The 21,835-nt window shown below is 40.5% G+C and carries 17 protein-coding genes; 16 read left to right on the forward strand and 1 reads right to left on the reverse strand.

What is annotated here, in order from left to right:
- Positions 1–179: 179 nt before the first annotated feature.
- Positions 180–431: a phage holin family protein gene (locus M3175_RS11660; protein WP_119708441.1), complete on the reverse strand. Its 252-nt coding sequence runs from the start codon at positions 429–431 to the stop codon at positions 180–182.
- A gap of 195 nt (positions 432–626) precedes the next feature.
- Between M3175_RS11660 and M3175_RS11665 the strand changes: the two genes are divergently transcribed.
- From M3175_RS11665 to ald, 16 genes are all read left to right on the forward strand, one after another.
- Positions 627–770, forward strand: a complete 144-nt coding sequence (locus M3175_RS11665) for a YvrJ family protein (RefSeq protein WP_251519126.1) — start codon at positions 627–629, stop codon at positions 768–770.
- 220 nt (positions 771–990) lie between these two features.
- Entirely contained in the window at positions 991–1,191 is a 201-nt protein-coding gene (locus M3175_RS11670) for a cold-shock protein (protein ID WP_251519127.1), read from the forward strand.
- A gap of 150 nt (positions 1,192–1,341) precedes the next feature.
- Entirely contained in the window at positions 1,342–2,481 is a 1,140-nt protein-coding gene (locus M3175_RS11675; protein ID WP_251519129.1) for an exonuclease SbcCD subunit D, read from the forward strand.
- A 1-nt stretch (position 2,482) separates the two neighbouring features.
- On the forward strand, positions 2,483–5,620 hold the full coding sequence (locus tag M3175_RS11680) for an AAA family ATPase (protein ID WP_251519132.1): 3,138 nt from the start codon (positions 2,483–2,485) through the stop codon (positions 5,618–5,620).
- Between the two features lie 163 nt (positions 5,621–5,783).
- Positions 5,784–7,664, forward strand: coding sequence for a selenocysteine-specific translation elongation factor (selB, locus tag M3175_RS11685; protein ID WP_285852247.1), 1,881 nt, complete (start codon positions 5,784–5,786; stop codon positions 7,662–7,664).
- A 56-nt stretch (positions 7,665–7,720) separates the two neighbouring features.
- A complete protein-coding gene (locus tag M3175_RS11690) occupies positions 7,721–8,551 on the forward strand; it encodes an STAS domain-containing protein (protein WP_251519135.1) in 831 nt (276 codons plus the stop codon).
- Positions 8,552–9,136: 585 nt separating this feature from the next.
- Entirely contained in the window at positions 9,137–10,021 is an 885-nt protein-coding gene (locus M3175_RS11695; protein ID WP_251519137.1) for a nitrilase-related carbon-nitrogen hydrolase, read from the forward strand.
- Positions 10,022–10,065: 44 nt separating this feature from the next.
- Positions 10,066–11,439 (forward strand): NAD(P)-dependent oxidoreductase, encoded by a 1,374-nt coding sequence (locus M3175_RS11700; protein ID WP_251519140.1) that lies wholly within the window; start codon positions 10,066–10,068, stop codon positions 11,437–11,439.
- 31 nt (positions 11,440–11,470) lie between these two features.
- Positions 11,471–12,757 (forward strand): NAD-dependent dihydropyrimidine dehydrogenase subunit PreA, encoded by a 1,287-nt coding sequence (preA, locus tag M3175_RS11705; protein WP_251519142.1) that lies wholly within the window; start codon positions 11,471–11,473, stop codon positions 12,755–12,757.
- 22 nt (positions 12,758–12,779) lie between these two features.
- Positions 12,780–14,195, forward strand: a complete 1,416-nt coding sequence (gene hydA / locus M3175_RS11710; RefSeq protein WP_251519143.1) for a dihydropyrimidinase — start codon at positions 12,780–12,782, stop codon at positions 14,193–14,195.
- Positions 14,196–14,287: 92 nt separating this feature from the next.
- Positions 14,288–15,760, forward strand: a complete 1,473-nt coding sequence (locus M3175_RS11715) for an NCS1 family transporter (protein WP_251519144.1) — start codon at positions 14,288–14,290, stop codon at positions 15,758–15,760.
- Between the two features lie 14 nt (positions 15,761–15,774).
- Entirely contained in the window at positions 15,775–15,996 is a 222-nt protein-coding gene (locus M3175_RS11720; protein WP_251519146.1) for a hypothetical protein, read from the forward strand.
- Positions 15,997–16,069: 73 nt separating this feature from the next.
- Positions 16,070–17,719, forward strand: coding sequence for a PucR family transcriptional regulator (locus M3175_RS11725; protein WP_251519147.1), 1,650 nt, complete (start codon positions 16,070–16,072; stop codon positions 17,717–17,719).
- A 107-nt stretch (positions 17,720–17,826) separates the two neighbouring features.
- Positions 17,827–19,293 (forward strand): CoA-acylating methylmalonate-semialdehyde dehydrogenase, encoded by a 1,467-nt coding sequence (locus M3175_RS11730; protein ID WP_251519149.1) that lies wholly within the window; start codon positions 17,827–17,829, stop codon positions 19,291–19,293.
- Between the two features lie 31 nt (positions 19,294–19,324).
- Complete coding sequence (locus M3175_RS11735; protein ID WP_251519150.1) at positions 19,325–20,680, forward strand: aspartate aminotransferase family protein; 1,356 nt, start codon at positions 19,325–19,327, stop codon at positions 20,678–20,680.
- Between the two features lie 50 nt (positions 20,681–20,730).
- Positions 20,731–21,834 carry an alanine dehydrogenase gene (ald, locus tag M3175_RS11740; RefSeq protein WP_251519152.1) on the forward strand — a complete coding sequence of 368 codons (1,104 nt, stop codon included), beginning with the start codon at positions 20,731–20,733 and terminating at the stop codon, positions 21,832–21,834.
- The last annotated feature ends 1 nt before the right edge of the window (position 21,835 follow it).

Below are 21,835 nucleotides of genomic sequence, written 5' to 3' on the forward strand. Positions count from 1 at the left end.
AATAAAATCTTGTTATTCCATTCCTTATATACCCGCACATAATAAAAATAAAACCTAAAACCAAAAATCCATCACGCACCTGTCCACCCCATACGGACAAAACCAGCAAATCTGTCCACGAGCGGTGACAGACACCCTAAAAAGACACTTTCCCTATATTTGTCCACGAAGGGTGTCTGTCACCCTTTTTTAATTGTTTGTTTGACCATTTGGTGGCCGAGTACGGCTATTCCCGCTGCGATGATCGCGTTAATTACTCCTGTGTAGGAAAAGCCCCACGCAATTACTCCGAATACAAGGGAAAATCCTAATAAGACCCAAATAATTGACCAGTTCGGTACGCTAGGTGTACGTTTAAGTGCAAATCCAAGAACCCAGAGAGCTGGGACAAGCATATAGTAATTTTCATTTAAAAACGATGCTAAATCCATTTTCTCACCTCCTAATCGTGCTACTAACATGATATGAAGGCTTGTCGTTGTTGGTTTGCATTCATGTCCTCAAAATAAAAAAATATTATTTCAATGCCTGTCCATATCTGCGGGTCGATTGTATATAGAAGGTAGAGGGTTACTTGGGATAAAACACCTAGCCCTTCAAATACAAATAGAAAGGAGCTGAGTCAAGTGGAACCGCTTATTGCGTTCATCAGTGATGTAGGATTTCCGATTGTAGTGACTTTATACTTGCTTCATCGAGTAGAAGCAAAGTTGGATGCAGTCGTTCAATCCATCCAAAGTCTACCCGACCGAATTCGCGAAATCACTTAGCAATAATTTTCCTAACTTTCTAAATTTTATAGACAATAAAGGTCAGATATTATTGACAGAAATAGGTGATGATGCTAAATTTATGGTAACCGTTCTGCACCGTGTTAGAGTTTTTGTACGACTTTGTTCCACGTTTAGATGCGTAATGTTTGCAAATGCTATACGTTGTAAATGGTAAATTTAAGGCATGGCTTTCAACAGCCATTAGGGGGATTTTCAGATGAAAAACGGAAAAGTAAAATGGTTCAATGCTGAAAAAGGTTTCGGTTTTATCGAAGCTGAAGACGGTAACGACGTATTCGTTCATTACTCTGCCATCCAAGCTGAAGGCTTCAAAACACTTGAAGAAGGTCAAGAAGTAACTTTTGAAGTAGTAGAAGGTGCACGTGGACCTCAAGCTTCTAACGTAACAAAAAAATAATTCCTATAACCTTTCAAGCAGTTTTAACCACTTGCGGTTAAGCTGCTTTTTTATTTTGCTAAAAAGATGAACTTACAAAAATATGTAAAGAAAAACGAATGCACGTTCTGTTATAATAGAGAAATACACTAAACAAACGAGGTGGAAAGTTTGAAATTTATTCATACAGCGGACTGGCATTTAGGAAAGCTCGTCCACGGTATATATATGACGGACGACCAAAAAGAAGTATTAAGCCAATTTATTCAAGTGGTTGCAGAGGAACAGCCAGATGCGGTTGTCATAGCAGGAGACCTTTACGATCGCTCTGTTCCACCAACAGAAGCGGTTGAGCTGCTTGATCGAGTATTCTTCGAAATCAATGTAGGTCTAAACATTCCCGTCGTAGCCATAGCTGGGAATCACGATAGTGCCGAACGTTTATCCTTTGGAACCTCCTGGTATCGAAATAGCCAATTGTACTTAACAGGTAAACCAGATGCGGACTTTCAACCTGTTCATATTAATGGGGTAAACTTTTACTGTGTACCATACGCTGAGCCTGGTATTATTCGACAACTATTAAATGAGGATAGCATTCATAGCCATCAGGAAGCAATGAAAAGAATCATCGGAAAAATAGAGGAGCAGTTAAATCCAAACACACCAAATGTATTCATTGGACATGCCTTCGTATTAGGGGGAGAGTCGACGGATTCAGAGCGATCCTTATCTGTAGGAGGGTCCGGATGTGTCACTCAGGATTTATTTTCTCCATTTCATTATACAGCGTTAGGCCATTTGCACAGTCCCGATGCGATTAAGCATGATAAAATCTTCTATTCTGGATCTCTATTAAAATATTCCTTCTCAGAAGCAAAGCAAAAGAAATCTATTCAGATCGTAGAAATGGATGATAAAGGTGATTTTTCCATTCGTTACCGTTCGTTAACACCAAAGCAGGACATGCGAGAACTCGTGGGATACTTAGATGAACTATTGGATACAAGCTTTTACGAAAAACAAAAAGTAGATGATTATTTAAGTATTACGTTACTAGACCAAGGGGCATTACTTGATCCAATTGGAAAGCTTCGTCATGTCTATCCAAATGTCCTTCACTTAGAAAGACAGACCGTGCTAAAGGATATGAAAGAAAAGAAATTACTCACCGGGATTGGACAGGAAAGAAAATCAGAACTCGATCTGTTTGAACAGTTTTATAAAGAAATGACTTCAGAAGAATTCTCGCCTGAAAAGAAAAGGATTATGGCCGGGGTCATCGAGAGTGTCTTAAAGGAGGAACAATAACATGAGACCTTTGAAACTAACGATGCAGGCATTCGGCCCATACTCTCGCACAGAGGTGATTGACTTTTTCGAGCTTGGAAATCGAACAATGTTTGTTATCTCTGGGAAAACAGGATCAGGAAAAACTACCATTTTTGACGGAATTAGCTATGCCATCTACGGAAAAGCGAGTGGTGAAGATCGGAATGGACCAGAGCTTCGTAGCCAATTTGCCGATAATGATACATTAACAGAGGTATCATTGGAATTTCGTCTTCGTGGCAAAACGTATGAGATTAGTCGTTCTCCTCAACAGGAAAAGAAAAAGTCGCGTGGTGATGGGGTTACCTCTATCGGAGCAAAAGCAGAGTTATATGTATACGATGAGGATGGAACGAAGCAAATCATCGCATCAAATGTTCGTGATGTGGATGAAAAGATCAAACAAATCATGCTGATTGACAGCAATCAGTTCCGCCAAATCATTATGATTCCTCAAGGAGAATTTAGAAAGCTACTAACCTCTGACAGCAAAGAAAAAGAAGCGATCTTACAACGCTTATTCCACACGCAGCTGTATAAAAGAATTGAGGAAAAGCTAAAAGAAGAAGCCGCATCTTTAAAAGCAGCAGTAGAAAAACAGCTTGCGGACCGCAATCTTGCGATTCAAAAAATCCACGCCCTGTTTACAGATGATTTGAAGGAGTATATGGAAGCGGGCAGCACAAATGATCTTGTCATTGTTCCTGCATTAATAGAAGAAATTCAAGCAATGGCAGAGCAAATATCCTTATTTGAAAAGGAAATTGTAGAAAAAGATCAGCTTCGTCAAGTAGAACAAAAAAAGCTTTATGATGCAGAGACACTTATTAAACAGTTCGAAGCAAAGGAAACGGCTCGTCAGAACAAGCTTCATCTTGAAAACCAAAAGGAATTGTTTGAGAAGAAAAAGAATGACGTGGAATTAGGAAAAAAAGCGATATTGTTGCTACAGCAAGAACAATTATGTGCTAGATTAAAAAAAGAATTGACTACTTACGAAGCCCAAGCAAATGACTTGCTAGTAAAGCAAAAGACATTGCTGGAGCAAGTGCATAATCTTGAAGAAGTATGGCGAGCAGAAAAAGGAAAAGAACCGGAAAGGAAAGCATTAGAGGAAGGTATTCACAAGCTGAGGTCATTAAAGGAAGATGTACACTCTTATGCAAAGCTGGAAGCTGAAATTCGCGACCTTCAACTACAGTGGAAAAAGCTAGAAGAAGACAAGCTAGCTGCCGAAAAAAAGGGAACCGAAATTGACCATCGTCTTAAATTATACACAGAGAAAAAAGAAGAAATAGATGCAAGTAAACTTGTTTTCCTTGAAAACAAAAGCCTTCTTGACGAGTTAAAACGTGAAGCAGATCTAATTTCTACTTTAGAAAAACAGAAAGAAAGCCTGTTCACTCTAGAAGAGAAATTCAATCAAAAAAAAGCGGAGTTTGAGCGGACAACTGCACGCTACTTAGATTCTAAATCTCTCGTAGAGGAACTAGAAAACAGCTGGATGCATGGACAAGCTTCCATATTAGCCAGTAAGCTTCAAGACGGTGCTCCTTGTCCTGTCTGCGGTTCAGAACATCATCCAAAACCTACTCATCAGGTAGATAAAGCCATTCCAAATGAAACCGATTTGAAGGCGGCGAAACAACAACTCGAAGGACTTGAGAATGAGAGAAACATAGGACAGTCAGAAGTATTCAAGTTACAATCGAGTGTGGAAGCCTCCACACTATTAGTCTCTCAAACACTAGTGTCTTTACAAGCAAATAAGCCTGAATTTTTGATTGAGAACCTTTCAACTTTTAAAGAGACTGTTTTAAGTAAGAAGAGAGATGTCGAGGCAGAACAACTAAAGCTACAAACAGGTCTCGAACAGCTGGATACAATCTCGGAAGGCCTAAAGAAACTAGAAACGGCAAAGGCGGAATGGACACTAAAAGCAAAAGAGCTAGACGAAGCCTACCAGGAAGCTAGACTCTCATTTGTTGAAAAAAACAGTCATTTTACTAGACTGCAAGAAATAATACCAGAAACAATTCGTTCAGTTGATCGGTTCGAGCAAGAAGTAAATCGTCAGCAAAAACAGTTAAACGAACTCAACACCAAGCTCGAACAGGCCCAAATGGCCGTGCAAAATTCTAAAGTTTCCCTTTCTACAATCGAAGGACAGCTTCATTCGGTCCAGCAATCAAAAGAGACGAAGCAAGCCGAACTTCAAGTGGAGCGAGAAGTGTTTATAGAAAAACTGGAACAACAAGGCTTTCAAAACTATAAACAATATGAATCAGCGAAGCGATCCGAAGTGGAACTCCAACAAATGGAAGCAGAGATTTCAAACTATCGTGAGTCTCTTCGCTCGGTAACTGATCGCTACACAGAGTTAGAAGCACTATTAAAGGATGTTCCAATGCCTAATATTCAGGCATTAACTGACCTCATCGAAAAAATGACACAGGAAATTAAGGATATGGATGGTCAAAAGAGTGACTTAAGTTTTAAAAAGCGAGAAAACGAACAAATATTAGAAACGATTTATTCCTTGAACAAAGAAATGAAGCAATATGAAGAACAATATAAAATGATTGGTAATCTTGCGGATATTTCAAAAGGCAACAATAATCTACGAATTACCTTTGAGAGATACGTACTCGGTTCTTTTTTAGATGACATATTAAGAGAAGCGAATGGACGATTGCTAAAAATGACAAGCGGAAGATTTCAACTGCTTCGAAAATTGGATAAATCAAAAGGGAATACTCAAAGCGGACTTGAGCTCCTCGTTGTTGATTCGTATACGGGGCAAGAACGTCATGTGAAAACATTATCTGGTGGAGAGAGCTTTAAAGCCTCGCTCTCTTTAGCACTTGGCCTTGCTGATGTTGTCCAGAATTATGCGGGTGGGGTTTCACTCGAAACGATGTTTATTGATGAAGGCTTCGGTACGTTGGATCCTGAATCCCTTGACCAGGCGATTGAGGCACTGATTGACATTCAAAGTAGCGGACGTCTTGTTGGGATCATTTCGCACGTTCCTGAGCTAAAGGAACGAATTGATGCTCGATTAGAGGTTGTTGCTAGCCAAAGTGGGAGTACTACTTATTTCCAATTTATTAATTAATCAAAACCAGGAGTAAAGGTACCTTTACTCCTGGTTTTTTATTAATACGAGGAATATGGGTTGATTTGTAATGCCAAAGGCTATTGAGTATACCAAAATGGTTGAGCAATTAACATTTTAAAGTTAAAGTAAAAGAGTGTAGAACATTAAAGTAGGTGCAGACTTGGAAAAACGATATTTCACAATAGGAATGGCAGGACATATTGACCACGGAAAAACAACACTCACAAAGGCACTGACCAATGTTGATACCGATCGTTTAAAAGAAGAAAAGGAACGGCAAATTTCCATAGAACTAGGATTTGCCCCCTTATATGAAGATGAAAATATACAAATATCAGTCATTGATGTTCCTGGACATGAGCGATTTATTAGGCAAATGATTGCTGGGGTGGCAGGAATTGATTTGGTCGTCCTTGTTGTTGCAGCAGATGAAGGAGTTATGCCACAAACAAAGGAGCATTTAGAAATACTTGGGTTTTTAGGAATAAAGTCAGGTATTGTTGCAATCACGAAAATGGACAAGGTGGACGAGGAATTTTCGGAATTAGTGAAAGAGGATATATATAAAGAATTAAGTGGAACGGTTTTTGAAAATTCACCTTACGTCCTTGTTGATAGCCTTTCACATAAAGGAATTGACGAACTTAAATCACAAATTATACATTCGTTAGAACAACAAGACGTTCGTGATGCAAAAGGATCTTTTCGCTTGCCAATTGACCAGGTGTTCACCGTGAAAGGACAGGGGACGGTTGTAAGAGGAACCGTGTATGAAGGAGCTGTTGAGGAAGGTCAACTTCTTACCATTATGCCTCAAGGAATTGAGGTGAAAGCAAGGCAGCTTCAAGTACACCACCAACCAGCTAAACAAGCGTTCGCCGGTCAAAGAGTTGCGATAAATTTGTCAAACGTAACCAAAGAGGAAATTGATCGCGGGGATGTACTTGTATCTTCCGAGCATTTTATTATTACACGTACAATTGACGTTTCCATTCAAATGGTAGAAGATCTTGAACATCTGGTAAAGCAAAGAATGCCGATTAAGTGTCATATAGGAACAGCGGAAGTAATGGGTAGAATTGTATTTTTTGACCGTAATGAACTGAAAGAAAACGGTGGGGAAATCCTTTGCCAATTAAGACTTGAGGAGGAAATTGTCACAAAGCGTGGAGATCGATTTATTTTACGCAGACCGAGCCCACAGGAAACAATCGGTGGGGGATGGGTTATTGATCCTAAAGGTGAGAAGTACCGATTCGGGCATCAAACGATTGAAGAGCTCGCGAAAAAGAAAGAAGGATCACCGACCGAGCGCATTACTGCCGCACTAATCGAGGCTAAGAGCTTGTCAATCGATGAACTCATTAAGCGCACTTCTCTCGATAAGGAGACAGTTTCGCTTGCCCTTACTGGAAATGAATTTATCTCATACAGTAACAAGGAATACACCTTACTAGCAATCATAAAAGAGGTTGAGGAAGAATTATTTGACCGATTAAATGATTACCATAAACAGTTCCCACTACGTAATGGGGTAAATAAAGCCGAGCTTTTACAAGGTTTAAAAAAATGGTATTCGAGGCCGTTAGTGGAATATGTAATAGAACAGGGGACTGCTTCGAAACTGTTTCAACGAAAGGGTGTATTTGTATCTTTAGCCACCTTTACTCCTCACGTTCCTTCAAGTTGGGAAAAACGAACAGACAACCTACTAAATGATTTAAAAAGAGATGGTCTTCAAGTAAAGTATTTAAATGACTATATAAAAGAGGCAGGAATTCCAGAAGCCTTAGTCGAGGACGTTAAAAGATATTGGACTGAGCGAGAAATGATTATTCCTCTTGACGAATCCTATTTTTATCATGGTGATGTTTTTACAGAAGCTGTGAAAACACTTCAAGCTGGAACAGAAAATGAGTTTGATGTAGGGAAAGCAAAGGAAGTACTCGGATTGTCTCGAAAATATATGATTCCTTTTCTAGAGCGATTAGATGAAAACGGAATCACAAGACGAGTGGAAAACAAGCGAGTGTGGCTATAAGAAGTAGCATCTTTTTGTATGATGCTACTTTCACGATTACATAGGGGGAAACATGCATGCATAGGAATAAAGAGCTTCATCAGTTTTTACTTGATAAATCTTGGCAGCTAACAGAGGACTGGTATGCTTCGTTGGATAAAAGCGATCCTGCCGGTGTGTATTCTTCCAAGGATCCTTCCGTCATTGAAAACTTAAAACAACAAAACTATCGTTTTCACTTACAACTTTGCGAAATATTTATTAAAGATGAAGAGCAATTCACCCAGGATATTCAAACGTGGATACTAGAAATTGTTAAGGATGAACCTCATTTCCAAACACCCAACCATTATACTTTGAGAGAATTTTTTAGAGTACAAGATCAGTATCTTGATTTTCTTCAAGAGTTTTCATCCGTACATGAGGGGACATATGACCGTCATACTATAGATATATGGAATCGTATGATCATTAAAGCCTTTAAGCTGGTGATGTTACGATTTGTTGAGGAATTAAATGAATATACTGAGATCCGACTACGTGCACAGCAGGAATTAATTAATGAATTAGCCTCTCCCGTTATAGCTATCGATAATAACGCAGCATTATTGCCATTAATTGGAGAAATCGATACCAATCGGTCGAGGTTTATATTAGAAAATACGTTATTGCAATGTTCTTCCAAGGGAATAACCGTGTTGTTTATTGATCTTTCTGGGGTCGTAGTGATTGACACAATGGTTGCCCACAAGTTATTTCAGCTAATCGAAGCACTTGATCTAATCGGAGTGCAAACCGTTCTTTCTGGGTTGCGCCCAGAAATCGCCCAAACTTCGGTCCAACTCGGACTCAATTTCAATAAAGTCAAAATCGTATCCACCCTCGCCAAAGCACTCGCCAACCGCTAAGCTGGTGACAGACACCCTTCGTGGACAAAACAGGGGTGTTTGTCCGCCTGAGGCGGACAGTTCCAAAATCACTTCTTTGACGAGGAGTGGTTTTTTTATTTGATAAAAAAGCACGTAATGATATCTGACAAAATAGTTCTCAGTCACTAGGTGACAAGTATTATAATGGGCTTAATTCCAATTTTGTTACATAATTTCACAGATCCTAAAGAAAGACATGTACGTTTTTTCTTTTCATTCTCCACAATGACAATTAATCTTCTTACAAAAACTTATTCTATTAACTCCGTAGAACTTCTCGTCAAAATATCTCCCAACCTACCAGACATATTTGACAAAATGACTAGCTATGGGTCATAAGGATTTTACATAATGTATCATGCGATGGTTAATGAGCAAATGTAAAATTAATTAAAAGTTTTGATTTTTCTGCATTTAATATAAAAACAGGAGGGATACTGTCCATTTACAAGAAATATAATGTACAAGATGTGCGTGAAAATGAAAGGCAGCTATGATTCATTAGTTTTATTATTTTTGAAAAAAATAGAATAGAATGATTTCGGATTAGGGGGAACGAAGCGAATGGCAGATCAAGTTACCATTGGGTTAATTCAGGCAAGCAATGATGTGGATGGAAAAGAACCCGTTGAGGTTCATAAACAAAAAGCAATCGAAAAACATATCAATCTCGTTCGTCAAGCAAAGGAAAAAGGAGCACAAATTGTTTGCTTGCAAGAAATCTTTTACGGACCCTACTTTTGTTCTGAGCAAAATACAAAATGGTATGATGCGGCAGAAGAAATCCCAAATGGCCCCACAACAAAGCTTTTTCAAGAGCTTGCTAAAGAACTGGGAGTCGTAATTATTCTTCCAATCTATGAGCGTGAGGGTATTGCCACCTATTATAATACAGCAGCCGTTATTGATGCGGACGGCTCTTATCTAGGAAAATACCGCAAACACCATATTCCGCATGTGGCTGTAGGCGATCAAGGGTATGGTTTTTGGGAGAAATACTATTTCAAGCCTGGAAATCTAGGATACCCCGTATTTGATACCGCATTTGCAAAAGTCGGAGTGTACATTTGTTATGACCGACACTTTCCAGAAGGGGCTCGAGTATTAGGTCTTAATGGAGCCGAAATCGTATTTAACCCTTCCGCCACCGTTTCTGGTACCTCCGAATACTTGTGGAAGCTTGAACAACCTGCACATGCAGTTGCCAACGGTTACTACGTGGCCGCAATCAATCGGGTTGGTTACGAAGGCCCTTGGAATATGGGCGAATTTTATGGCCAATCGTACCTTGTTGATCCAAGAGGAAGCTTTGTGGCCATGGGTAGCCGAGACAAAGATGAAGTAATTATTGGAGTAATGGATAAAAAAATGATTCGTGAAGTAAGAGATGTTTGGCAGTTTTACCGTGATAGACGTCCGGAAACGTATGAAAAAATGACCTCAATTTAGAGTGCAAGAGTAAACACGAAAAAGCTTAGAGGGGGTATTTACATTTGAGTACGGTAAAACAATCGAGAATTTCCTATGACCATATAGCCGCTAACTTTCAGGAGGTTCATCCTGGACTATCCAATCGAGAGGCAGCAGAAGAAGCAAATCGCTGCCTTTATTGCTATGATGCACCCTGTATTACTGCCTGTCCAACGGGGATTGATATCCCAACCTTCATTAAGAAAATAGCCTCAGGAAATTTAAAAGGTTCCGCAACCACCATCATGTCAGCCAATCCAATTGGCGCAAGCTGCTCCCGAGTCTGCCCAACAGAAGAATTATGTGAAGGGGCATGTGTACTCAACCATTCTACTAAACCAATTATGATCGGTAACTTACAACGATATGCAACAGATTGGGCAATGAAAAATAATCAAGCCCTTTTTAAAGCTGGTAAGAAAAACGGTACTAGGGTCGCTATTATCGGTGGTGGACCTGCCGGATTATCAGCCGCGAGGGAGCTTGGCATCCTTGGCTATGACGTAACAATTTTTGAAGCAGCTGAACATGCTGGCGGATTGAATACGTACGGAATTGTCTCGTTCCGACTGCCAAAGGAAGTATCGTATTGGGAAGTCGAACAAGTGGAAAGTGTCGATGTAAAAATTAAAACGAACACAAAGGTTGGCATCGACATCTCTGTCCAAGAAATTCTAGAAAACTATGATGTTGTTATATTAGCTATTGGTATGTCTAGTGTTCCTAATTTAGGGATTGAGGGAGAACATTTACAAGGGGTATATGATGCGATTGAGTTTGTAAGACAAACGAAAACAAATCCCATTACTGATGAGTTCCTCGGTAAAAAAGTTGTTGTTATTGGTGCCGGTAATACGGCAATTGACGGCGCTACTTGTTCTGTTCGACTAGGCGCAGAAAATGTAAAGATTTTATACAGAAGAACGCTAGAGGAAATGACGGCATATGACTTTGAATATGAATTTGCCAAGCAGGATGGAGTCGAGTTCAGATGGTTAACCGCCCCCGTTAGAATTATTGGAGATGAACTTGGGAACGTCAAAGCAATCGAATGTATCAAAATGGAACTAACCGAAGCAGGTGAGGATGGGCGAAGGAAGCCTGTATCGGTAAAAGGCTCTGAATTCCAATTAGAAGTGGACGCTGTTATAAAAGCGATTGGCCAGTCTAGATACGTAGATCTTATCGAAGAGATGAACCTCGAGCATGATGGTGGAGTCGTTACAATTAATGAAAACACCTACCAAACCTCCAACAAAAAGGTATTTGCTTGTGGAGATGTAATTTTTGGAAAAGGTCAAGGAGAAGCGATGGTAGTTTCCGCAGCCCAACAAGGAAAGAAAACTGCACACGCCATTCACCAAATGATTACCAAAACCGTATCTGAAACGGCCTAAACAAGGGCAATCAATTTAAGGAGGTATGATGATGGCAGATTTACGTATTAACTTGGCAGGCATTCAATCACCGAATCCTTTCTGGCTCGCTTCAGCTCCCCCGACAAACTCTGGATATCAAGTGCAGAGAGCCTTTAAGGCGGGATGGGGTGGTGCTGTTTGGAAAACGTTAGGAGAACCGATTCTGAATGTTTCATCTCGCTTTGCAGCTGTTAGCTTTAACGGACAAAGGGTGGCGGGCTTTAACAATATTGAACTGATCACCGATCGACCTCTTGAGGTGAATCTGAAGGAAATTGCGGAAACAAAAAAGAAGTTCCCCAATCATACGATTATTGCTTCCCTCATGGTGGAGCCAAAACAAGAAAAGTGGCATGAAATTGTCAAAAAGGTGGAGGCCATAGGGGTGGACGGATTAGAGCTTAATTTTGGTTGTCCGCACGGCATGGCGGAAAGAGGAATGGGTTCAGCCTCTGGTCAAGTACCTGAACTAGTCGAAAAGCAAACGTATTGGGTGAAGGAAGTTGCCCAGACACCTGTCATTGTTAAGCTCACTCCGAACATTACCGATATCACCGTTACAGCTGAGGCAGCAACGAGGGGCGGGGCAGATGCCATCAGCATGATCAACACCATCAATAGCTTAGCAGGTGTCGATATTGATACTTGGAACACCATTCCTCACGTTGCTGGTAAAGGGGCTCACGGTGGATATTGCGGACCCGCTGTAAAGCCAATCGCGTTAAATATGGTCGGCGAATGTGCAAGAAATCCTCATATCAATGTTCCGATATCTGGAATAGGCGGAATCTCAAATTGGAGAGATACAGTGGAGTTTTTGTTGATGGGAGCGACAGGAGTACAGGTATGTACAGCTGCCATGCACCACGGCTTCCGGATCGTTGAGGATATGATTGAAGGCTTAAACAATTATTTAGATGACAAAGGAATCGCTTCTGTCATGGATATTGTGGGTAAATCTGTACCTAAATACTCTGATTGGGGAAATCTTGATCTTAATTATAAAATCGTTGCGAGAATTAATAACGATGTGTGTATCAACTGCAATAAATGTCATATCGCTTGTGAGGACACATCTCACCAATGCATTGATAGGTTAAAAGGAGCGAACGGGGAAAGTATTTTGCGCGTCCGTGAAGAAGATTGTGTCGGCTGTAATTTATGCTCGATTGTTTGTCCTGTTGACGGTGCGATCGACATGGTTGAGCTGCCGAATGAACTTCCACCAATGACTTGGAACGAGAGGCAAGCGGCGTTAGGTGCCATCGCAAGCAATGTTGATGTGATAAAAAGATAATTTTTTAAAGGGGGAAACAGACTTGAAGAAAGTAATAAAAAACGGAACAATCGTAACAGCGACAGATACGTATAAGGCTGACATCCTAATCGAAAACGGTACAATTCGTCAAATTGGTGAGAACCTCCTTTCAAATGACGCAGAAGTGATCGATGCAAAGGGGAAATTCGTGTTCCCCGGTGGAATCGACCCCCATACCCATTTAGATATGCCCTTTGGCGGCACAGTAACAAAGGACGATTTCGAAACAGGGACCATCGCTGCAGCATTTGGTGGAACAACTACCGTTATCGATTTTTGTTTAACAAATAAGGGTGAACCTTTAAAAAATGCAATAAAAGTGTGGCACGATAAATCGAAAGAAAAAGCGGTTATTGACTACAGCTTCCATCTAATGATTGGTGAAATTAATGACGAAGTACTTGAAGAGCTTCCTACAATCATGAAAGAGGAGGGAATCACATCCTTTAAAGTATTTATGGCATACAAAAATGTATTCCAAGCGGACGATGAGACCTTATTCCGAACCCTGTTAGCGGCAAAGGAGCATGGCGCTCTCGTAATGGTGCATGCCGAAAATGGGGATGTGATTGACTACTTAACAAAGAAAGCACTTGACCTAAATCAGACAGACCCTATTTACCATGCATTGACCCGACCACCGGAGGTAGAGGGGGAAGCAACGGGAAGAGCCGCCACTTTAACAGGGCTAGCTGAATCTCAACTGTACGTCGTGCATGTTTCTTGTGCGGAGGCAGCTAAGAAAATAGCAGAAGCTCGCTCAAAAGGAATTGATATTTGGGGAGAAACTTGTCCACAATACTTAGTTCTTGATCAATCCTATCTCGAAAAACCAAATTTTGAGGGAGCCAAATATGTGTGGTCACCGCCATTGCGTGAAAAATGGAACCAAGATGTATTATGGAATGCTCTCAAAACAGGCGAGCTACAGACCATAGGGTCCGACCAATGCTCCTTTGATTTTAATGGTCAAAAAAGTCTCGGTAAGGGAGACTTTTCTAAAATCCCAAATGGAGGTCCCATCATCGAAGACCGATTATCCATCTTGTTTTCTGAAGGTGTGAAAAAAGGAAGAATCTCTTTAAACCAGTTTGTAGATATCACATCGACAAAGGTTGCAAAGCTTTTTGGTCTTTATCCGAAAAAGGGAACCATAGCGGTCGGATCAGATGCTGATATCGTCATATTTGATCCCAATGTTGAGCGGACGATCTCAGCAAAAACGCACCATATGGCGGTTGATTACAATGCCTTCGAAGGAATCGAGGTAATTGGTGAACCTGTATCGGTTCTATCTAGAGGAGAATTTGTAATCCGTGACAAAGCCTTTGTCGGAAAGATTGGTGGAGGACAATACATTAAACGAGCAAGGTACGGAAAAACGCTAGAACCTGAAAACAAGTCCGTACCAATTTAAAACAAAGAATGCAAATGGGAAGGATATATATTTTCTGTGATATTCATAACCAGAAAATTTTATATATTAAAAACTAGAAAAGGAGTGGTTTCATGAAAAAAAGTAGTGGTTATTTAAAGTCTCCAGATTTACTTCCCATTTCCCACGGCGATAAGAAAATTGGATCTCTCGGCTTTTCAATTATTTGGGTAGGAATGGCAGTCGTTTTAGCAGCATTTGCGATTGGTGGCTCTGGTGTACAGAGTCTTCCTCTTGGCTGGGTAATTGTAGCAACGATCATTGGTTCAGTCGCAATTGGAATCTTTATGACTATTATTGGAGACATCGGAATCGAACATGGATTATCCTTCCCCGTCTATATGAGAGCACCGTTTGGAACGATCGGTACTCATATCCCTTCCATCGTTCGTGGAGTAACCGCTGCTTGTTGGTTTGGTATTAATACGTACTTTGGTGCAACCGCCATGAACGGAATACTAAATGCACTTTTTCAATTTGATAATTGGTTTATTTGCTTCGTATTGTTTGCTACCGTTCAACTTGTGAATACGGCCTTAGGGATAAAAGCAATTGAACGGTTTGCCGACCTGGCCGCCCCTATCATTATTATTATCTCTGCCTGGATGTATACATCCCTATCTGACAAAGCGATTGAGCAAGGTAGAGACGTTTGGACGTGGGTAGAAAATCCAGTAACAGGTGGTGCTGCCTTAACCGCATTTATGGTCGTTGTTATGGCAAATATGGGATTTTGGGCTACTCTTGCTGCAGATATGCCTTCTTTATCCCGTTTTATCAAAGCACCTAAAAACGAAAGAAATTGGTTTAAACGAAACAAAGCTCAAATTTTTGGAAATATCATTGCCATGCCGATTACAAACACGTTTATGGTCATTATCGGTGCCGTATCCTATATTGCCGTTTTAAATTATGACCCGGTCGTCGCTCTACAAGAAGCAGCTACTGGCTTTATTCTAGGTATTCTTCTCCTGATGATCGTTTTAGCACAATGGTCAACCAATACATCAGCAAATGTTATACCAGCAGCTACGATTTTCTCCAATGTTGGCGGTCCGAAAGTTCCGTTCTGGGTTGGAGTAATCATTGCCGGTGTGATTGGGATTGTCGTTCAGCCTTGGAGCTTATTTGGAGTGATCGTTCCAGCTCTACTCGTGATCGGCGGGGTATTATCAGCCATCGTTGGTATTTTATTTACCGATTATTATGTCATTCGCAAAAGAAGAGTTCACGTTGCAGACCTTTACGAAGCAAATGGTCAGTTCAAATACATGAATGGTGTCAATCTTGCTGGAATGATTTCATGGATCATTGGAGGCGCAGCAGCATATTATTTATCAACCTATTCCTTTATTGTTGGATTCTTAGTAGGAGCCATTATTTACTATTTCTTAGCCAAGTATTGGTGGTTTAAAAAATATGAGCAAGCTGAGATCGTAGATCCTAGCGACGAAAAATACCTCGGTATCACCGTCGGGCGTGATTGGGATATAGAAGCAGGAGAAGAATCGGTTCTTTTGACAGAGCCGATTAACACACAAGTATAAAAGGGGGAGGCCTCATGTCCGAATACCAACAATTTCTACAAGAGAGAGAGAAGGTTGATTTTTTCATTCAAAAAGGATTTACGATTAAAAGTGTCACCGAAACATTAAGTGGATCCTTTGTTGACTTTGTAAACGAGCAATCGGAAGAAAAAGAAACCGTCACTTTGCATGTCGCTACAGCTGAAGGGCGTAAGTATTTCTCCGTGATGATCATAAAGCAGCAAAAAGGAGCTTAACACAAACGCGAGTCACTCAGACAAAGTCTGCGTGACTCACGTTTTTACTATTGAATTGGAAGGAGGCTGTTCCTTGAAATCGTATATTACAGTAGGAGATTTATTAAGAAGAAATCATTTTGAAGATATTGAAATTCTTGCAGGGGAAGAGGGACTTATACGTCCAGTAAAGTGGGTACATATTGTAGAAGTAACCAATATTCGTAATCTACTGCGTGGAGGCGAATTTATTTTATCCACTTGTGCCTTACTTCATGACAACAATGAGTTATTTTTATCCGTAGTGGAGCAATTAATTGAAGTACACGCTTCTGGCTTATGCATTGAACTTGGTACTTACGCCAAACATATTCCTAATGAAGTGATTGAGCTTTGCAACCTACATCAATTTCCGTTACTCATTTTTCACAACGAAGTACCATTCGTAGAAATCACTCAAGATATACATGCTCTCCTAATCAATCGACAATATCAAATGATATCAGAGCTCGAAAGCTACACACAGGAACTTAACAAAAAACTGCTAACATTCGGCCATACAAAGGAAATCCTTCAGTTTACCAAGGAATACTTACAGATTCAAGTTATGATCGTCTTCAACAATCAAGAAATACAATTTTCACCGGATGTAAAAGCAAGTGAAAAAAAGAAATTTATCCACATGATTCATAGTGAGTTAAATCAAGGTACTGCTCTTGCCTCACAAACGATGTCAAAAGTTCCGATTCAAATACTAGGAGATACATATGCAGAATTATATTTAATTGCAGAAAACCGCACGCTCACAGAATTTGATCACTTAATACTCGATCGAACCGCAACTGCGCTGGCACAACTCCTTTTAAGACAATTATACGTAGAAGAAAAGAAGCGGATTGAGGAGTCTGAATGGCTTACAGGTTGGCTCGATGGGGAGCATAGCGAAGATGCTATTCATGACTATTTGGCTTATCATTTCCCAAAGATTAAGCCAAAGGGGGCATTTGTATGTCAATTTAAGTTAGAAGCAATCTCAGACTTTTCCATGCTTGATATCACCTATTTTAATTTATACGTACGTGCTTTCTTTGAGCCTCAAGGATTTACACTCTTTTCAATTGAAAAAAAGCATACCATTACTTTTATCTTTATCAACGAACGAAATGCATCAACGTGGAAGGCCCGGATGAAGGAAGGGATTCAACGATTAGAAAAATCAGATATCAAAATGGCCAACCAAACAAGTCCTTTTGTACTCGGAGTAGGAAAATTTGTTACACAATTATCCCATGTTCACGAAAGCTATTTAGCCTCCTTAGAAACGATCCGCATCCAAGACCGGTTAACCGTACCTTCTCAAAGTCATTTTTACGATGATCTGCATATTTTCCGCCTTATTTCCTTATTAAATAAACATATTAATCTACAAGAAATTGTTATGGAGTATCTTGAGCCCGTTTTAACCTATGACGATATGTACAATGGAAAGTTATTAGAAACGTTAAAAACATATCTAGCTTGTAACGGGTCCAAACAGGAAACGGCTAAGCGATTATTTATCGTTCGCCAAACGCTCTACCATCGGATTGAAAAATTAGAAAAGCTTCTTGGTGATGACTTTTTACATCATGAAAAAAGGCTTGCTATAGAGTTCATGATTCTGTCTCACGAGTTCCTTCTTTCTTCCCAATTAAAGAAGGAAAAAGGAGTGCCCCAGGTGTTCCCCAATGAAGGCAAAATGTAAAATTTAACACAAGCATTTTTTTACAAAACGTCTAATGCCACAAAGGCAGCATATCCTTGATAATAATACTAGAAGATAACTAATTTTTTTATAAGGGGGATGCAGGAATGACAGTTATTAAAAAGCATACGGTAAAGCTCAAAAACTATATTAATGGTGAATGGGTTGAGGCTTGTAGTTCGGATTCATTAGAGGTGCTTAACCCTGCAACCTCAGAGGTGATCGCAACCGTTCCCCTTTCTTCTAAAGAGGACGTTGACCAAGCCGTAAAAGCAGCAAATATGGCTTTTCAAACTTGGAAAAATACTCCCGTGCCAAAGAGAGCAAGAATTCTATATAAATACCATTATTTATTAACTGAAAACCATGAAAAACTAGCTGAGCTAGTCGTTAAAGAAAATGGAAAAGCGTATAAAGAAGCATATGGAGAGGTTCAACGTGGAATTGAATGTGTCGAGTTTGCAGCGGGAGCTCCTACATTAATGATGGGTGAAACTTTATCCAATATTGCTGAAGACATTGACTCCGAAATGTATCGTTATCCTTTAGGGGTCGTCGGTGGAATTACGCCCTTTAACTTCCCAATGATGGTTCCACTATGGATGTTCCCACTAGCGATTGCCTGTGGAAATACTTTTGTCCTAAAACCATCAGAACGAACACCTCTTTTAGCAAGTGAATTAGTTGAATTATTTACTCAAGCCGGAGCACCTAAAGGAGTGCTAAATATTGTTCATGGCGCACATGATGTAGTAAACGGGCTGATAGAACATGAGGATGTAAAGGCGATTTCCTTCGTTGGGTCACAGCCAGTTGCAAAGTATGTATACGAGCGTGCAGCAGCACAAGGGAAAAGAGTTCAGGCATTATCTGGTGCTAAAAACCATCATGTCGTCATGCCTGATGCCAATCTTGAAAAAGCAGTTTCTCATATTATTAGCTCTGCTTACGGCAGTGCAGGCCAACGATGTATGGCATGTAGTGCAGTCGTTGTGGTTGGAGATGGAGAGAAGTTTGTTGCTGCACTTAAGGAAAAGGCAGACGAATTACTAATCGGAAATGGTCTGGATGAGGAGGTACTACTAACCCCCGTTATCCGTGATTCTCACCGTGAGAAGGTGTTACAGTACATTGATATCGGTGTAAAAGAAGGGGCCACTCTCGTTCGCGACGGTCGAGCAGAGATGGAACAGCATCAGGAAGGCAGCTTTCTTGGACCCACTATTTTCGACCATGTTACTCCAGATATGAAAATAGCTAAGGATGAAATATTTGCCCCTGTTTTAAGCCTATTACGAGCAAAGGACCTTGATGAAGCATTATCATTTATTCGCAAGTCCCGCTATGGAAATGGAGCAACCATTTACACAAAGGACGCAGCTGCAATTCGTCAATTCCGAGAAGAAGCAGATTCTGGCATGCTTGGAATCAATGTTGGTGTACCGGCAACAATGGCTTTTTTCCCATTTTCCGGCTGGAAAGACTCCTTTTATGGAGATCTACATGTAAATGGAAAGGATGGCGTCAATTTCTTTACAAGAAAGAAAATGATTACATCCCGTTTCGACTACTAAAACCTAACAGGGTGAGAAAGGGGAATATGTTATGGCTCAAATGAAGCAGGGAGAAGATTTTCTAACAAAAGATAAAGACTTTGTATGGCACTCTATGAAACCTTACAATCCAAACGGTACGATGATTGCTGAAAAAGCAGAAGGCTCTTGGATAACGGATCATGAGGGAAATCGTTTTTTAGATGGAATGGCTGGCCTTTGGTGTGTAAATGTAGGATATGGTCGGACAGAGCTTGCCGATGCTGCGTATGAGCAGTTAAAGAAAATGGCTTATTTCCCACTCACCCAAAGCCATACCCCTGCAATTCAGTTAGCTGAAAAGCTTAATGAGCTTTTAGGCGACGAATACGTGATCTTTTTTTCGAATAGTGGTTCAGAAGCGAATGAAACAGCCTTTAAAATTGCTAGACAATATCATCAGCAAAAAGGGAACCACTCACGATATAAATTCATCTCTCGTTATCGAGCCTACCATGGCAACACGCTGGGTTCACTTGCTGCAACCGGGCAGGCCCAACGTAAGTACAAATATGAACCACTAGCTTCTGGTTTCATTCATGTCCCACCACCTGACTCTTATCGCTCAAAGGATCAAATGGATAGTCCAGCCTCGGAACTCGAATCTGTCAAAGATATCGAGCGAGTAATGACATGGGAGCTCAGCGAAACGATTGCTGGGGTTATCATGGAACCGATCATTACCGGTGGAGGCATCCTTATTCCGCCTGATAACTATATGAAGGGTGTTAAGGAAGCGTGTGAAAAACACGGGGCACTATTAATTGTTGACGAAGTGATTTGCGGATTTGGTCGTACCGGGAAAGCATTCGGCTTTATGAATTACGGAGTGAAGCCTGATATTATTACGATGGCAAAAGGCATTACAAGCGCCTATCTTCCATTATCAGCTACAGCTGTCAAAAAGGAAATCTATGAAGCTTTTAAAGGCAGTGAAGAATACGATTATTTCCGCCATGTTAATACTTTTGGTGGGAATCCGGCTGCTTGTGCTCTTGCACTAAAAAACCTAGAGATCATGGAAACCGAGAAACTGTTTGATCGTTCCAAAAATTTAGGAGAACAACTAAAGCAGAGATTGAATTCAAGCTTACGAAACCATCCGTTCGTAGGGGATGTTCGTGGAAAAGGGTTGTTAATAGGAATTGAACTCGTGAAGGATAAAGCCACTAAGGAACCATTAGATGTGGATATGGTAAACCAAGTGATCGCTGGCTGTAAGAAAAATGGACTTATAATTGGGAAGAACGGGGCAACCGTAGCTGGATTTAATAATGTTCTTACGATATCTCCCCCATTATCCATAAAAGAAGAAGATCTCGACTTCTTATTTACAACTGTCACTACTGAACTAGAGGCGCTCGTCTAAAAACTTAGAGCATCGTGCGTTTTCCAAAATTACTAGAAAGGAAGAATACTATGAAAATCGGAGTACCAAAAGAAATCAAAAGCCAAGAGAACCGCGTTGCTCTTACACCTGCTGGCGTCCTTCAATTAAGCACAAAAGGTCATCATGTTTTCGTAGAAAAGGGAGCCGGATTGGCTTCAGGTTTCATTGATGAAGAGTATTTAGAAGCGGGAGCGTGTATCGTTGAAACAGCCGCTGAAGCTTGGGCATGCGAAATGGTCATCAAAGTAAAAGAACCCATTCCAAGTGAATATGCTTATTTTTATGAAGGATTAATTTTATTCACCTATTTGCACTTAGCTGCCAATTTCACTTTAACAGAAGCTCTCATTCAGAAAAAGGTAGTAGCCATCTCCTACGAAACCGTTCAACTGCCCGATCGCAGCTTGCCATTATTAACACCAATGAGCGAGGTAGCAGGAAGAATGGCTGCCCAAATTGGGGCCACCTATTTAGAAAAAAGCAAAGGTGGAAAAGGGATCCTCCTCGGTGGTGTTCCTGGTGTAAATCGTGGGAAAGTGACGATCATCGGTGGAGGGGTGGTTGGAACAAATGCAGCCAAAATTGCCATTGGTCTAGGTGCAAAAGTATCGATCCTTGATGTGAGTGCGGCAAGATTAAGAGAAATAGATGATATCTTTGGCTCGTCTATTACGACACTTATGTCGAATCCATATACGATTGGCCAATCGGTCGCGGATTCGGACTTAGTCATTGGTGCAGTTCTTCTTCCTGGTATGAAAGCTCCTAAGTTAGTAACAGATGAAATGGTTCGGCTTATGGAGGAAGGCTCTGTCATTGTTGATGTGGCCATTGACCAGGGAGGAATTTTTGAAACGGCTACACATGTGACCACACATGCCGATCCAACCTATACGAAGCATGGTGTTGTTCATTATGCAGTTGGCAATATGCCTGGGGCTGTTCCAAGAACGTCAACCATTGCACTCACAAATGTTACGGTTCCATATATTATTGAAATAGCAGACAAAGGCTATAAAATTGCATTTGCTGAAAACAAGGCATTATTTAAAGGATTAAATGTCATAGATGGAAAGGTTGCTTACGAAGGGGTTGCTATGGCACATAATCTTCCGTACGTTTCCACCATTTAAT

Source organism: Robertmurraya korlensis, assembly GCF_023715225.1.
Lineage (GTDB): Bacteria > Bacillota > Bacilli > Bacillales > Cytobacillaceae > Robertmurraya_A.

Coding starts and splice junctions, on each gene's coding strand:
- M3175_RS11695 (WP_251519137.1), top strand. CDS start 9,137: ATGGCAGATCAAGTTACCATTGGGTTAATTCAGGCAAGCAATGATGTG.
- M3175_RS11690 (WP_251519135.1), top strand. CDS start 7,721: ATGCATAGGAATAAAGAGCTTCATCAGTTTTTACTTGATAAATCTTGG.
- M3175_RS11735 (WP_251519150.1), top strand. CDS start 19,325: ATGGCTCAAATGAAGCAGGGAGAAGATTTTCTAACAAAAGATAAAGAC.
- ald (WP_251519152.1), top strand. CDS start 20,731: ATGAAAATCGGAGTACCAAAAGAAATCAAAAGCCAAGAGAACCGCGTT.
- preA (WP_251519142.1), top strand. CDS start 11,471: ATGGCAGATTTACGTATTAACTTGGCAGGCATTCAATCACCGAATCCT.
- M3175_RS11720 (WP_251519146.1), top strand. CDS start 15,775: ATGTCCGAATACCAACAATTTCTACAAGAGAGAGAGAAGGTTGATTTT.
- M3175_RS11670 (WP_251519127.1), top strand. CDS start 991: ATGAAAAACGGAAAAGTAAAATGGTTCAATGCTGAAAAAGGTTTCGGT.
- M3175_RS11715 (WP_251519144.1), top strand. CDS start 14,288: ATGAAAAAAAGTAGTGGTTATTTAAAGTCTCCAGATTTACTTCCCATT.
- M3175_RS11730 (WP_251519149.1), top strand. CDS start 17,827: ATGACAGTTATTAAAAAGCATACGGTAAAGCTCAAAAACTATATTAAT.
- M3175_RS11660 (WP_119708441.1), bottom strand. CDS start 431: ATGGATTTAGCATCGTTTTTAAATGAAAATTACTATATGCTTGTCCCA.
- M3175_RS11680 (WP_251519132.1), top strand. CDS start 2,483: ATGAGACCTTTGAAACTAACGATGCAGGCATTCGGCCCATACTCTCGC.